Source organism: Planctomycetaceae bacterium (assembly GCA_041398785.1).
In the GTDB taxonomy this organism is placed as follows: domain Bacteria; phylum Planctomycetota; class Planctomycetia; order Planctomycetales; family Planctomycetaceae; genus JAWKUA01.
In genome coordinates, this window is the sequence record JAWKUA010000002.1 from 92,486 (window position 1) to 107,317 (window position 14,832).

The 14,832-nt window shown below is 59.8% G+C and carries 12 protein-coding genes and 1 pseudogene; 6 read left to right on the forward strand and 7 right to left on the reverse strand.

Annotation, left to right across the window (positions count from 1 at the left end; genetic code table 11):
• Positions 1-61: 61 nt before the first annotated feature.
• Together R3C19_02555 and R3C19_02560 are read right to left on the reverse strand one after the other, a co-directional pair.
• A complete protein-coding gene (locus R3C19_02555) occupies positions 62-940 on the reverse strand; it encodes a hypothetical protein (GenBank protein MEZ6059222.1) in 879 nt (292 codons plus the stop codon).
• A gap of 176 nt (positions 941-1,116) precedes the next feature.
• The gene (locus R3C19_02560; protein MEZ6059223.1) at positions 1,117-1,686 is read right to left on the reverse strand and encodes a hypothetical protein; all 570 of its coding nucleotides are present in this window, start codon (positions 1,684-1,686) and stop codon (positions 1,117-1,119) included.
• Between the two features lie 271 nt (positions 1,687-1,957).
• On the opposite strand from R3C19_02560, the gene sppA reads away from it, so the two are divergent.
• Together sppA and R3C19_02570 are read left to right on the forward strand one after the other, a co-directional pair.
• Positions 1,958-3,847 (forward strand): signal peptide peptidase SppA, encoded by a 1,890-nt coding sequence (gene sppA, locus R3C19_02565; protein MEZ6059224.1) that lies wholly within the window; start codon positions 1,958-1,960, stop codon positions 3,845-3,847.
• An 89-nt stretch (positions 3,848-3,936) separates the two neighbouring features.
• On the forward strand, positions 3,937-5,082 hold the full coding sequence (locus R3C19_02570; protein ID MEZ6059225.1) for a glycosyltransferase family 2 protein: 1,146 nt from the start codon (positions 3,937-3,939) through the stop codon (positions 5,080-5,082).
• Between the two features lie 4 nt (positions 5,083-5,086).
• On the opposite strand, the pseudogene R3C19_02575 reads toward R3C19_02570, so the two are convergent.
• From R3C19_02575 to R3C19_02585, 3 genes and pseudogenes are all read right to left on the reverse strand, one after another.
• Positions 5,087-6,147, reverse strand: a pseudogene (locus R3C19_02575) (membrane dipeptidase).
• Entirely contained in the window at positions 6,134-6,598 is a 465-nt protein-coding gene (locus tag R3C19_02580) for a DUF423 domain-containing protein (GenBank protein ID MEZ6059226.1), read from the reverse strand. Before R3C19_02580 ends, R3C19_02575 begins: the two are co-directional and overlap by 14 nt.
• Positions 6,598-7,170 carry a DJ-1/PfpI family protein gene (locus tag R3C19_02585; GenBank protein ID MEZ6059227.1) on the reverse strand — a complete coding sequence of 191 codons (573 nt, stop codon included), beginning with the start codon at positions 7,168-7,170 and terminating at the stop codon, positions 6,598-6,600. Before R3C19_02585 ends, R3C19_02580 begins: the two co-directional genes overlap by 1 nt.
• 421 nt (positions 7,171-7,591) lie before the next feature.
• Here R3C19_02585 and R3C19_02590 point away from each other — a divergent pair, with 421 nt between their 5' ends.
• From R3C19_02590 to R3C19_02605, 4 genes are all read left to right on the forward strand, one after another.
• Entirely contained in the window at positions 7,592-8,704 is a 1,113-nt protein-coding gene (locus R3C19_02590; GenBank protein MEZ6059228.1) for a peptidyl-prolyl cis-trans isomerase, read from the forward strand.
• A 204-nt stretch (positions 8,705-8,908) separates the two neighbouring features.
• Entirely contained in the window at positions 8,909-10,267 is a 1,359-nt protein-coding gene (locus tag R3C19_02595; GenBank protein ID MEZ6059229.1) for an MFS transporter, read from the forward strand.
• A gap of 124 nt (positions 10,268-10,391) precedes the next feature.
• Positions 10,392-11,762, forward strand: a complete 1,371-nt coding sequence (locus tag R3C19_02600) for a hypothetical protein (GenBank protein MEZ6059230.1) — start codon at positions 10,392-10,394, stop codon at positions 11,760-11,762.
• A gap of 184 nt (positions 11,763-11,946) precedes the next feature.
• Positions 11,947-12,453 carry a hypothetical protein gene (locus R3C19_02605; GenBank protein ID MEZ6059231.1) on the forward strand — a complete coding sequence of 169 codons (507 nt, stop codon included), beginning with the start codon at positions 11,947-11,949 and terminating at the stop codon, positions 12,451-12,453.
• A 6-nt stretch (positions 12,454-12,459) separates the two neighbouring features.
• Here the strand turns inward: R3C19_02605 and R3C19_02610 are convergent, their stop codons facing one another.
• Entirely contained in the window at positions 12,460-12,927 is a 468-nt protein-coding gene (locus R3C19_02610; protein MEZ6059232.1) for a hypothetical protein, read from the reverse strand.
• Between the two features lie 175 nt (positions 12,928-13,102).
• The gene (ggt, locus tag R3C19_02615; GenBank protein MEZ6059233.1) at positions 13,103-14,722 is read right to left on the reverse strand and encodes a gamma-glutamyltransferase; all 1,620 of its coding nucleotides are present in this window, start codon (positions 14,720-14,722) and stop codon (positions 13,103-13,105) included.
• Positions 14,723-14,832 lie beyond the last annotated feature (110 nt).

The following is a 14,832-nucleotide window of genomic DNA, read 5'->3' on the forward strand; positions in this document are numbered from 1 at the left end:
CCTTCTCCGAGTTTCGAAGTGCTTACGTCGTGAGTTCCGGCTCAAACCCGAGAACGCGACTTCAGGCACTGGCAGGCTCTGGTGGTTCGTCCGCGTCGAGCGTGATTTCGGTTCGGTTGCCATCGGAATCCATCGTGCCGAAACGGACAAATCCGTCGCCGTCGTACGCTGCGGCAACAGTTGGCTGATCGGGGTTTTCAGCAAGGGATGCCATGTGCGGACGAAAGCCAATGCACAGGAAATCGTTGCACGTGCCGCTTCGCAACTCTCGCGGAAGAGCACAGCCGGTGGTGGTGTGGTACAGGCAGGAATCGTTGAGCGACTGTGCCGGGATGCGGTCAATGTAGTCGCCGATCATTGCCGCGGGGTCGGCATCCGGCTCGTGAACCAGCCGCCACGCAAGGAATTCGGCAGTGATGAAGGCGTGCTGGTAGCCCATTCGACAACAGCGGCCTCGGCACGTTCCACACGCGTTCATGATGGCCAGCGAAGACTGGTCGCGGTCACGAGGTTCGTAGCTGCAAAGCAGGTTCTCCACGCGGAACGCGTCGTTGACCAATTCAAGGGCATCCGACATCAGCTGTTCCAGCATTTCTCGGAACGCGGCGATTCGCTCTGCCGACTGCGGCGCGAGTTCGGATTCGAAGTCCGGCACAACAATCAGGCGCAGTTCGCCGGCTTCGGTTCGCTGATAAGCGTCGGGAGCCGTCCGGCGCAGTTGTTCGAGTGCAGCTTCAGCAAGCGCCGCCTGCGTCGCCCGGGTTTTTTCCTGTTCATGGGCGTTCTTTCGCTGCAGCCATGGGCCGCGGCATTTCAGGTCGCTGCAGATGTTTTCACGCTGTTCGTGAAACGTGACCAGCTCCTTGCCGCAGGCCGGGCAGCAGGGAAGTTTTTGGTGCGAATTGTGACGAGCAATGAATTCGGGCAGCGCTGCAGACATGAATCATCCTCCCGGGCCGATCGAAGAGCACAGGACGACGCCTGGCACGGCGATCCGGAAGATTCTCGTCAGAATGCTGCCGAAGTTGCGTCCGAACCCGAGGGAATTGTCGGCAATGCGGCTGACCGGCGGAACGTGCGGTTCATTCGGAAAGCACGTTCCACGCAGTGAGGAAATCAGTCGCCGTCGAACGAGGCGCCAAGTTCGTCGATCGCCTTATGTTCCGCGGCGCTGACCGGCAGCAGTCCGAGGAATCCGCCAGCCGCCTCCGCCACGTCCCTTGCCGCAGCGACCGTCTGCCGTTTCAGTGCGGCGAACGTGTCCGGCGGGACAACATCCTTCAGAGCGTGGATGTAGTCTTTCCATGCCTTCAACAGCGATTCCGGCGGTCGCTGGTGCAGCCACCAGTCCAGCACATGCCACGCCTCGGAATCCGGATCGAGCCCCGCCTGTTTCGCGGCATGATGAACGGCTTCCTTTTCCTTTTCGACGACGGAACCGGTCGCCCAGGCAACATGCACCGTGGGAAACAAATTCAGTGCCTGGACGGTCTGCGGCCGGATCCCCGCATCCAACAATTCATCCAGAACGCTGCCGTCCATGATATGCGTGTTGGCCTTCAATTCCTCACGATCAGCTTCACGTCGCCATTTCTCCTTGAGCTTCTGTTTCAGCTCTTCATCAACGCGGTGGAAAAACTCTTCTTCCAGTGCCGATTCGCGACGTCGAAATGCGTCAGTTGTCATCGTTGCTCCCCTTCACAAGCAGACCCATCAGAATTCTACGCTTCGAAATCTATCAATCCGACCGATGCCGTAAACTAATCACTTTGGAATGCGCATTCCGCCGAACACAACACTTGCCAAACTCGGGAGTCCCGATTGCGTTTCGACCTTTAATTGCGAAGATTGACAGCGGACATTCGAATTGACTGGCGAAAGTCGTTGCCCGCGCGGCGAATCGACGGCAGTTTCCGTGAACGAACTCAGGATTTTGAACCGGAACAAGGTGACCACAATGCTCGGCAGGACTCCATTTCTGACGCTGTTTCTGATGTGTGCGATGTCTTCCGGAACGGTGTTTGCGCAGGCCACGACGGCCACTGCGCCGTCGCAGGATAACAGCAAGCGGTCAGCCGTCGCGACGAAAGCTGTGATTCCCGTTTTTGAATTATCCGGTCCCGTAACGGAAAAAGCCGTCGCCGACGATTTCCCGTTCAGCTTCGGTTCGACGGGTGAATCGCTGAAAAGTCTGACGGACCGCCTGTCGAAGGTTATCGACGATGACGATGTGCCGGCGATCGTGCTCTTCGCCGACAGTGCTCAAGTCGGCCGGGCTCAGCAGCAGGAACTTCGCCGCGTGCTGGCCGCGATCCGGGCCGCGGGCAAGCAGATCCATGTTCATTCCGAACTGTTTACGACCGGCGAATTCGTCCTGATGTCCGGTGCGTCCGAAATCAGCATGGTGCCGACGGGCTACATGTTCATCACCGGACTTTACGGCGAACAGATGTTCCTGCGTGGTCTGCTGGACAAGCTCGGCGTCACGCCGGATTACTTCACCTGCGGCGATTTCAAGACCGCCGCTGAAATGTTTATGCGGAAAGAACCGAGTGCTCAGTCGAAGGAAATGAGCGACTGGCTGTACGGCGGGATCTTCGATGAACTAATAGCCGACGTCGCCCGAGGACGTGGTGTGGAGAAAGACGTCGCCAGGGCATGGATTGACGAAGGCGTGTTTACCGCCGAACGAGCCATCGAAAAAGGCATCATCGACGTCGTCGAGCACCGTCAGGACTTCGAAGAGCGACTGAAGAAACTTTACGGCGACGATCTGAAGTTCGACCGAAAATACGGGAAAAAGAAGGGCACAGAAATCGACCTGTCGTCGCCTTTCGGCATCCTGAATTTTTACGCCGAGCTACTGTCGCCGCCGTCGACAAAAGCCAGCACCAAACCCGGCGTTGCGATCGTCTACCTGGAAGGCAGCATCCTGCCGGGAAGCAGCCAGGGCAATCCGTTTCTGGCCGACGCGGCTGCGTTCAGTGATTCCATTCGCAAGGCTCTGGACGAAGCGGCCAACGATGACGCGGTCAAAGCGGTTGTGTTTCGCGTGAATTCGCCGGGAGGTTCGGCCGTTGCCAGTGAAATCATCCTGAACGCGACGAGGCGGATCGCTGCAAAGAAGCCGTTTGTCGTTTCGATGGGTGACGTGGCCGGCAGCGGAGGCTACTACGTGGCCTGCGGAGCAGACACCATCTTCGTCGACCCTTCGACAATCACGGGCTCCATCGGAGTCGTCGCCGGCAAGTTCGCGACGACAGGACTGTGGGACAAGGTCGGCATAAACTGGTCCCCGATCTCCCACGGAAAGAACGCCGCGATCCTGAGCAGCGCAGATGTGTTTTCCGATTCCGAACGAGCGGCGATGCAGAGCTACATGGACGAGGTCTACGAAGTGTTCAAGGGACACGTCGTGAAGGCTCGCGGCGATCGCCTGAAAAAGGACATCGACGAACTGGCCGGGGGGCGTGTCTACACCGGCCGTCAGGCAATCGAACTGGGGCTCGCGGACAAACTCGGCGGACTTTCCGATGCCGTGGCATTCGCCGCGAAGGAAGCCAGCCTGGAGGAAGGCTACGACGTCCGCATCGTGCCTCGCCCGAAGAATTTCATGGAACTTCTGATGAGCGACCTGACTGGCCCCAAAGACGACGGCCGGCACCTGCAAATGAACCTGCCCGCGGGATTCAGCGAAAGTCAGCCGCTGATCGACACGGTCCTGCCACTGCTGAACGGCATCGATCCTCAACGAGTCGCCGCCATCAAACAGGCGCTGCTGCAGATGTCGATTCTGCAGAAGGAACGCGTGAGCCTGATGATGCCGGTGATGAGTTTCGCCCCGTAGCCAGCGTAACCTGTCGGTGGACTCGCGGTGCTTCAGAAGTCTCGCTCAGAATGTCTACGTTCCGGCGAGTCCGGCAATGAGGTGTCACTTTGTTGGTCTACGCAGGCTGGATTCTGTTCGCGCTGATTGCCGTGTGGACGGTTCCTCCCGTGCTGTGGATGCTGTCGCGCGAACTTCAGCCTGCGTCGCCGGATAACGGCGAGACGCTGCCGTCCGTGAGTGTCATCATGCCCGCTCGCAACGAACAGGCGGCAATCGAATCCTCACTGCGGTCCGTGCTGAACAGCGCGGGCGTGACGTTCGAACTGATCGTTGTCAACGACCGCAGCACGGATCGCACCGGTGACATCATCGATTCCATCGCGGCAACGAACGAGCACGTGAAGGCGGTTCACATCAGCGAACTCCCGTCCGGTTGGCTGGGGAAGAATCACGCCATGCACATTGCGGCCCGACGAGCGACGGGGGACCTGCTGCTGTTCACTGACGGCGACGTGATGTACGAACCGACGGCCTTGCTGACCGCCGTTCGATATTTCAGTCAACGCGGCCTGAAACACCTGTGCCTGCTGCCGAGGATGCTGCCGGGTAGTTTTCTGGAAAACAGCGTCGTCGCGTTTTTCGGGCTTTCGTACGCGATCGGTCAGCAGGTGCATCTGGTGCGCACCTGGTGGCCGTTTGCGTATGCCGGAGTCGGAGCGTTCAACCTGGTCGACGCGAATTTCTACCGCAGCTTCGGCGGCCATGAACGAATTGCGATGGATGTGCTGGACGATGTGAAGCTCGGGAAGCTCGTCAAACGCCACAGTGGTCGCGCCGACTTTCTGGCGGCTCCGAAATTGCTGTCGCTGCGCTGGCAGCCGTCGTTGTGGGGAGTCGTCACGGGGCTGGAAAAGAACGGTTTTGCCGCACTGAACTATTCCGTGCCGTCGATTCTGCTGGTGACCGTGCTGTTCTTCATCACGATGGTGTCACCCTTCGTTGTGCCGTGGCTTGTGCCGCTGCGCGATGGGTCCGGGTTTGTGGCGTGCGCAGCTCTGTGGCACGTGCTTTACGGAGTAACGGCCGTTCGAGTCGGCGGGTCGGCTCTGCTGTTCCTGTTCTTTCCGTTCGGTGCGTGGATGCTGGCATTCACGTTCTGGCGGTCGGCCTGGATCACTCTGCGGCAGGGCGGCGTTCGCTGGCGAGACAGCTTCTATCCGCTGTCCGAACTGCGGCCGGGCATTTATCGATGACGAATCACGACCACGCTCGGCGGAAGAAGTTCAGCCAGTTCTCGTGCATGATGCCCGCGATCTGTTCGTCGGTGTAGTTGCGCTGGCTGAGGATGTCCGCGATGCGGTGGAGATCGGCGATCGTGTCGAGGTCGTGCGGAGTCTGTTCCTTGCCGAAGCCGCCGTCCAGATCCGTGCCGATGCCGCAGTGACGCGTCGTTCCCGCCAGTTGGCAGATGTGATCGATGTGATTGACGGCATCTTCCAGGCCGACGGTGGCCGGGTCCGACTGGCCTCGCACCCAGCCTGGGCGAATCATCCACGAATCGAGAGCCAGGCCGATGACGGCGTCGCGTTTCACCAGAGCCTAATCTGATCGTCGTCAAGCTGCCTGTCACCGGGCACGAGTGAACGGCAGTTGTGGTGGCTGGCCAGAACCGGGCCGGTGTAGATGTCCAGAGCCTGCCAGAAGCACTCGTCTGACAAATGTGTCGCGTCCAGCAGCATGCCGACGCGATCCATCTCGCGCAGCAGTTCCGGCCCTTTCTCCTTCAATCCGCCGGGACTGCCTGTGCCGTGTCCGTAGTCATCGGGGCCATAATGCGCCGGCCCCAGGATTCGAAGGCCCGCTTCGTACCAGCGTTCGACGTACGATGGATCCGGGATCGCCCAGCTTCCTTCCATGCTGAGAATGAAACCGATGGGCTCTGTGGCCGACCCGTTTCGGGCGGTCCACTTTTCAATGTGAACATCCAGCGCCGCGGCATCGGGCAATTCGCGCATGTGACCGAGCCGCGACATCTCACGGTAGTAGGCCAGTTGTCCCTGCATCGCCGCGAAGGCCGCATGGCGCGAACGATAGAACGTCCGCGGCGATTCCTTCCGTTCGAAGCGAGGCAGCAGAGTGGCGATGACGACACCGATGTTTCCCTGCCGAAGCGCCGGCAGCGACACCGTCGCATCACCGGGAACGCAGCCGGGAAACTGTCGTTCGAATTCGCGGATCTGCTCAACCGGCCACAGCAGGTCGCGGTTCCATTCCAATGCGTTCCAGGCCAGGTCCAGGTGAGCGTCAAAGATCATCATGTGTGTCGTCTTTCCATGCCGCCATCGCCAGCAGCAGCCATCCAATCATCAGCAGTGTTCCGCCGAACGGAGCCACCAGTCCCCACCGGACACCGCCGAATTTCGGTCCGCAGATGACCAGCACGTACAGCGCGCCGGAAAACAGCACGATGCCGCCGGCGAAACTCCATGCCGCGGCGCTAAGCAGCTTCGACGGACGGCGCTTCATCCACAGCCCGGCGCCAAACATCGCCAGCGCGTGCCACATGTGATAGCGAACTGCCGTGCGGAAATCTTCCAGGTACTTGTATGCGGCCGGCAGTTCCATGCCCGAAACGGTCTTCGGGTCGACGTCGGCGTACTTCTTCGTGAGATACCCGCTGTCGGACAGCCCGTGAGCTCCGAAGGCGCCAAGAAGAACGGCCAGAGACCCGAACGCCGCGGCCAGCAATAAACAAGTCCGCGCCTTCATTAACGCACGCCCAGCAATTTTAGGAACTCACGGCAAAACGCGGGGTGAGCGGGCCATGTGGGAGCCGTGACCAGGTTTCCGTCGACCACAGCATCGTCGATCGGAATTTCCCGGTACGTTCCGCCAGCGAGCGTTACTTCCGGTCGACATGCCGGATAGGCGGTGCAGGAACGTCCGGAAAGAATTCCGGCTGCGGCCAGAATCTGCAGTCCGTGACAAATCGCCGCGATGGGTTTCTTTGCCGCGTCGAATTCCCGGACCAGTTCGGTCACGCGTTCGTTCAGTCGCAGGTATTCCGGAGCACGACCGCCGGGAATCAACAGGCCGTCATAGGCGTCCGATCGCACCGCGTCGAAATCGGCATTCAGCGTGAAATTATGGCCCGGCTTTTCGGTGTAGGTCTGATCGCCTTCAAAGTCGTGAATGGCAGTACGGATCCGGTCGCCGTGCCGCTTATCCGGACAAACGGCACTCACTTCGACACCGCACGTCAGGAGCGTCTGGAACGGGACCATGATTTCGTAGTCTTCGACAAAATCACCTGCCAGCAGCAGGACGCGTTTGTTTGTCATTGCTTCATTCCTGGTCCGGAAGCCCACCGTCGGGCAGGGCAGGCCGCGGTCGGCGAGAGTTGGTGCCGTCGCGGGAAGTGAGGTTTCCGGCGGTTGGGGCGGAAATTGTGGTGGGCGGTCCGGCCCTGGTCAAATGCGTGGCGCGATTCACTGCGGAACACGAAAACCGGTGGATTTCGCCGATTGGACGGGCACACGATCGGAACTGGCCGATTCCTTGAGAAATCCAAGCATTTTCCGGGCTCACCGGTCATTTTCCGGGCTTGTGGCCTGTCGCGGAACGCCGGTATATTCTGGCGGTTTGGCCTGCCCATCGGCGGAAATCCGTCATTGCCGGGATGCGTCCGAAGTGCTTCGATCCTTCCGAAATACGCAGAAAAGACTCCGTCTGCGCGGCCGTCTTGTTCTCCTGCTTGGCGGCATGGCCATGCTGCTGTCGGGCTGTGAAGGACGGACTCTGGTTGACGACAACCCGGTCTTTGCCGCCGCGCCGCCGCGCAGATCACTGGTCAACGAGTCGACACTGGCCGCCACTGAACCTTCGTCCGTCTCGCTGGTTGCCAGGGACATTCAACTGACGTCGTCGGGATCGTCGACTCCAGTGCTGGAGGGCAATACGGTTGTGGCGGAAGTCAACGGCAAGCCGGTCTTCGTCGATGATCTGATCGGCAGTGCCAGACTTGCGATGGAAGCGGATCCGCGCCTGACGGATCCACAACGGCAGCAGATCATGGCCGATGAAGTTCGCCGTCGGCTGCCCGCTCACATCGAACAGGAAATCGTGCTGCAGGCTCTGAACCGCAAGATTCCCGAAGACCGCCGAAAGTCCATCCGCGAAGCGATGGAACCGGACTTCGAGAAGCTCATTGAAAGTATCATGCAGGAACGACAGCTTCTGACCGATGAGCAGTTGAACAACGCTCTGGCCGAACAGGGACTGTCCATTCCGCTGTTGAAGGAAAGCTTCTTCCGGGCGCAGATGGTGCGGGGATTTGTTGACACACTGGCGGACGATAACATCCCGAAGACCATCGATCGCGGTGAGCTGGTCCGCTACTACCAGCAGCATAAGGACGAGTACACGCCTCAGGAACGCATCCGCTGGCAGGAGATTGTGGTGCGTTTCAACGGCAATCGGCAGCAGGCGCAACAGAAGATGGCGGAAGTCGTTAACCAGCTGAATGCCGGTGCCGATTTCGGAAAGCTGGCCGTGAAGTATTCCGAAAGCCTCAGCGCAAAGACGCAGGGCGACATGGGCTGGCTGCAGAAGGGTTCGCTGACCGACGACGAAGTTGAGGCCATGCTGTTCGAGCAACCGCCCGGCGGTATGACGAAAGTCTTTGTCCGTGACGATCGCTTTGAGGTGTTTCGCGTTGCCGAACACCAGTACGCTCACACGATCCCGTTTGAGGAAGTGCAGCAGGAAATTGAGCAACTGCTGAAACAGCGAGCCACCGAGGACGCTCGCCGCAAAGTGATTTCCGACCTGCGCGAAAAGGCGACCATCGAAACCATCTTCGACAATGCCGTCTGAGCCGCTGCATCAGCCGTATTGACTGCACCAGCGTCCGTCGGCGCATCAGCCGACAATGGTCGATTCGCCGACATTTCCGCGAGCCTGTCCCTGAAGTGCGTGTCCGAATCGAAGACGCGTGCGCGCATGCACGCCGGGGCGGCATCGCTGTGACGGCCGCTGACGTTGTTTGGCCCGCATCGAATCGCTGGCAAAGGTTCTGACATGTCCCGGACGCTGGCGGCAATTCGAAGTGTGGCGCGACGCTATGTCGATCTGCCCGCGGCCGTCCACGTGCTGTGCTTTGGCACGTTTCTGAACCGCGCCGGTTCGTTTGTGCTGCTGTTCCTGACGATCTATGTCAGCGAACATCTGAAGTTCGGCGTCAGTTTCGCCACAGTCTGCGTGGGCGCTTTCGGAGCGGGGTCGATTGTTTCGTCACTTGTCGGCGGGTACCTGGCCGATACCTTCGGCCGCAGGCGCATCATGCTGCTGTCGATGTTCGGCGGCGCGGGAATGCTGGTGCTGCTGGGTCAGTTGACAGAACGCTGGTCGTTTCTGGCGGCGATGTTCGGATTTGCAATGCTGTCCGAACTGTATCGCCCCGCCGCGTCGGCGATGATCGGCGATGTCGTTGAGCCACTGCGACGTCCGTATGCGTTCGGGCTGCTGTATATCTCAGTCAATCTGGGATTTGCGTTCGCTCCGCCAATCGGTGGATTGCTGGCTGGATATTCCCTGTTTCAACTGCTGTTCCTGCTCGACGCCCTGACGGCCGCCGTGTTTGGTCTGGTGATCGTGTTCTACATTCGCGAGACGCTGCCGGCGCCCGATATCGCTGCGACGAGCGAACCTGCGTCGGACACTTCGTCACCGGGTACTGCCGTGCCGGACATCCCCGCGACCGGCACGAGATCGTCGGAGGCCGCGATGACATCCGGCCTCAGCCATCCCATGAGTCCGGCGTGGGTCCGTTCAACGCGCGAGATACTCAGCGATACACCGTTCGTGATGCTGTGTCTTGCAACGCTGCTGACAACCAGTGTCTTCGTCCAGGCATTTTCAACTCTTCCCATGTACCTTCGCCAGTTGGGATATTCGGAGACAGAATTCGGTTTCATGATTTCCGTCAACGGCATCATGATCGTCGTGCTGCAGTTGCCGCTGACCCACCTGCTGAGTCGGTTCAATCGCATTGCCGTGATCATGGCGGGTGAATTGCTGCTGGCTGTCGGTTTTGGCCTGACGGGGTTCGCTTCGACGAAATCCGCGGTGATCGCCTGCATCATCGTGTGGACGCTCGGCGAGATTGCTCAGGCCGCGTTCAAGCAGTCGGTGGTCTCGGACATGTCTCCGAAGGAATATCGGGGCCGGTACATGGGAGTCTTCGGCATGTGCCATGCTGTGGGGCTGACGATCGGAGCTCCGCTGGGCGGAGAAATCTACGCGCGTCACGGTGCTCAGGTGCTGTGGCCGGGCTGTTCCCTGGTCGTGCTGGCTTCCGTGGCGATTTACAGCATCGTCTACGCAGCCCTTTCGCGCGGACCCGTGAAGCCGGTGGTCCCGGAACCTGGTGTTCAATGAGCGGCAGAGCACGGCTCTTCCGTCCGTACGCGTTCGGACCGGGAACGGAACTCACGCAGACTCACATCTGCTACCCTTCCGTTTTCCCGGTTTCCGTCATTCGGTCGAGAACACGTCGCCTCTGATGAAGCCTTCATCCCTGATTCCACCAGCCCTGCTGGCCGCAACAGCGGTGCTGGTGCTGTTGGTTCTGTCGCTGACCGGCCGCATGTCGCCGCTCGTTGAACCAGACAGTCAGACGTATCTGAATTTTGATTTCTCGTCCCTGACGGCGGCGCTGACACAGATCCGGACGTTTGGTTACCCGCTGTTCCTGAAGACGATTGGCTCGGTCGAGAGAGTTCCGTTTTTTCAGTGGCTGGTTCATTCCGTCGCATGCGGACTGTTCTATGTCGGCCTGGTGAGGGTCGGGTATCGGTCAGCAGTCGCCTTTGCGTGTTCAGCAACGCTGCTGTTGTCTCGCGCTGTCTTTGAATGGGTCAACCACGTAACCGCGGACGGACTCGCAGCGGCAATGGCCATTGCCTCCGCCGGCGCTCTGCTGGCTGTGCTAAGCCGAACGAAGACGGTTGCCGGCTGGCCGGGACTGGTCGCGTTCACGTTTCTCGCCTATCAGATCCGTCCGGCTTACCTGTTTCTGATTCCCCTGTGGCCGATCGCCGGTTTCTGGCTGGATACGTTTCTGCTGCGGCGCGACAACGGCCTGGCGACCCGGCTGTTCCGAGCATCCGGTTACGCAGCGGCAACGGTTCTTCCATTCCTGGCGTTCTGCACTTTGCGACTTCTGGTCGTGGGCCACTGGGGCCTGGTGTCGTTCGGCGGGTACAACGTTGTCGGAATTTCCGCGCAGTTTCTGGATGCCGAACTTGTCCGGGAGCTTCCGGAGGAATTGCAGCCGCTGGCAGAACGGATCGTCGACGGACGTTCGCGGCTGACAGATTATCGACCGGCCGACAGCTACGAAGCGATGGAGGAAATGTTCAATCCAACCGTCTGGACGCTGACTGTTCCCGCCGCGCGCGAGTTGTGTGCGGATGATCCGGTGGCTGTGAACCAGTTGCTCAGCCAACTGGCAGGAACAGTGATCCGTCGGCGTCCCGCCCGATATTTGCAGTGGCTGCTGTGGAACGCCAATCATGCTCGACAGCAGCTGCTTCCGCTGGTCGTTTTCGATCGAGGCTCCATCGTTGTGTTATCGCTTTTCGCGGCGGTTCTGCTGAGTTCGCTGATTCGCGGAGAGGCCAGTGATCGCGTGACGGCGCAGGCAGGTGCTTCCCCGCAACAACTTCATATCGAGCGTCACGTGCTGTTGTGGCTGGCGGTCGGCTTTGTTGTGGCCAAGACCCTGCTGGTGATTTTGGTGGAGCCTGCGATCGGTCGATATCTGGTCGCTGCGGGGATGTTCGTGCCGGCAGCGATCGCCATTTGGGTGGTTCATTTCGTCGAACAGCGGTTGCCAGTGAGTCAGCCGCCGACAAATTGCCCCACAGCGTGACAGACCGCACAGGAGCCGCAAGAGTGTGACAACTAGCGCGCCACCAGGACGCAGGCTGCCAGGAATGTCCACCGAGCAGGCTCGCTCCCTTCGCGGTATCGGGTTTGCTTCGCTGGCAATGCGACACTTGGTAGAGTGTCAAAGCGATCGCTGAGTCGCGCGTCTCTTACGAAGGCTGTTACCCATGAGAATATTCCGAAACGTTTCCTTTTCCGGGATCACACTGGTCGTCACGTTTCCGGTGATCGCGGCAATCGCGATGCTGTGGTGGAGCGGTGGTGGTCAGACTTCGGCAACGGTCGCCGCTCAGGTGGACCCCGGAATTGTCCAGCCGCCGCTGAAGGCGGACGTCGCAAAGTTCATGCGACAAAAGCTGGCGACCATGAACCTGACGATGGAGGGCGTGTCGACGGACGACTTCGAAATGGTTCGTGACGGTGCTCTGAAACTCATCGAACTCAGCAAGCAGGCCGCGTGGAAGCAACACGCCAACGCGGCCTATATCCAGGACACTGCGGACCTTGTCGAAGTCGCGGAGTTCCTGGTGCGAATGGCCGCGGCGCAGGATCAGCAGGGAGTTGCCATGGGCTATGCGAAACTCAGCCTGAGCTGTACCACCTGCCATCAGCACGTCCGCGGGCCGAAACTGGCAGTCCTTCAGCGCGACGACAATGCAATCGCAGGTCGGTAAACGACACTAACGCTTCGATTCGTAGTCCCGGATGTAGTCGTGGCAGGCCACGCACGTTGCCGTCAGATTCTGCTGCATGTACGCCATGCCTTCCGGGCTCTTCTTCTTCGCCTGCTCTTCCAGCCGGGCCGAGACTCTCAGGAATTCGGTGCGGAAATGTTCGTAGACATCGGAATCCGCATCGTCCTGCTTCGGAGCAAACCCGGCCGGCGGTTCCAGGCTCATCAGCTTCAGCGCGCTGGCGGATCGTTCGACTCGTGAAAAGTCGTGTGTGACCACGCCTTCCAGAACTCGCTGAGCATGTACCAGTTTGGCCTGCATCAGCGGTTTCACCGGCTGGGCGTCAGCGTTCTTGTCGTCCGGCGACACTGGAATCTGCTGAACCTGCCCGCCCGCGATGCTCCACATCGTCCCGGCGACGACAAATAAGGCTCCCGCGAAAATCGTCATCATACGGCTGCTGAATACATGCATTTTCGAATCCTCCGTGCAGACCTGAAACGTGACAGAACGAGACAGAATGTTCTCAGACGCAAATGCGGTTCCGCAACCATGACCGGCCGGGGAAAAGCACTTTGACCTGCAAAAAACCACTGATCTCCCGCACGGCATGCCTGGCCGGACGTGATGCGGCAGGATCATCGACCGGTCAGTAGCCCGCAGCCATGCCGTCCTTGCGTGATTCTGACGCACCAAAATAGATGTCGCGGTCGGCGTCGTATCGGATTCCCTGATACCCGCCAAAGATGCCCGGTGCCGGCTGCAGAGTGTGGCCGCGTCCCAGCAAGGTCCGGCGCGTTTCGTCACTGAAGCCTTCTTCCAGCGCCACCGTGCCGCCGTCCGTCATGACTTCGCCGGTGGGTTCGGAAGAACCGCTGTGAACCATCCGCGGAGCGTCGCCGGCTTCCTGAGTATTCATGCCAAAGTCGATCATGTTGATGATGATCTGAACGTGACCCTGCGGCTGAGTCGCTCCGCCCATGACTCCGAAACTCAGAAAAGGCTTGCCGGCCTTTGTGACGAACGCCGGAATGATCGTGTGAAACGGCCGCTTCTGCGGAGCATACGTGTTGAAGCGACCTTCCGTCAGGTCAAACAACTGACCGCGATCCTGTAAACAAAATCCCAGCCCGTCGGGACACATGCCGCTGCCGAATCCCCTGTAGTTGCTCTGAATCAGCGACACCATGTTGCGATCCTTGTCAGCAACCGTCAGATAGATCGTGTCGCCTTCTTCCACCGAATGCGGCAAGCCGACCGCGTACTGCTTCGCAGCCCGGCCGCCGTTGATCAGCGTGCGGCGCTCGTCGGCATATTCCTTCGAAATCAGCCGATTCACCGGCACGTCGGCAAAGTGCATGTCTGCGTACAGACGAGCACGGTCTTCAAACGCCAGCTTCTTCGCTTCGATCAGCCAGTGCAGGTGATCCGCACTGCCGAACCCGGCGGATTTCAGATCATAGCCTTCCAGCACATTCAGCATCTGCAAAGCGGCAATCCCCTGGCCGTTGGGAGGCAGTTCCCAGACATCGTAGCCGCGATAGCTCGTCGACACGGGCTCAACCCATTCGGAAGTGTGCGCGGCCATGTCTTCGTACGACAGAAAGCCGCCGTTGCGTTCCATGTAATCGCCGATCGTGCGAGCGATGCTGCCCTTGTAGAATTCGTCTCGACCATTCTCCACGATTGCCATCAGCGTTCCGGCCAGACGCGGATTCCGAAAGATGTCGCCGGTTTGCGGACCATTGCCGTCCGGGAAATACGTTTCATTGAAACCCGGATATTGCCCGAATGTCGCCTTGCCGCCGCGCCAGCCGGACGCGATGACTTCGGACACGGGAAATCCTTCTTCGGCATATTGGATCGTCGGAGCCAGCACATCCTTCATGGGCAGTCTGCCAAACTTCGCATGCAGTTCGAACCATCCGTCGACACAGCCTGGAACCGTCACCGGCAGCGGGCCGTACGGCGGAATGTATTCAAGCCCGCGCTTCCGGAACTCCTCCAGCGTAAGGCCTGCGGGAGACCGGCCGCTGGCATTCAGCCCGTACAGTTTCTGCGTCTTCGCGTCCCACACGATGGCGAACAGATCGCCGCCGATGCCGCAACTGATCGGTTCGGTCAGACCGAGACAGGCGTTGGCCGCAATAGCCGCGTCAACGGCGGAGCCGCCCTGCTTGAGAATATCGATCGCCACCATCGTCGCCAGAGGCTGACTGGTCGCCGCCATGCCGTGTCTGGCAATCACTTCCGATCGAGTGGCAAACATCCGGCCGGTGGGGCGGTCACCGGCAGCGCAGGCGTGTAAGCAGCAAGAACAATGGCACATGTCAGCAGGGATCTCATGGGCTTGTCTTTCCTTTCGCGGGGACACTTCAG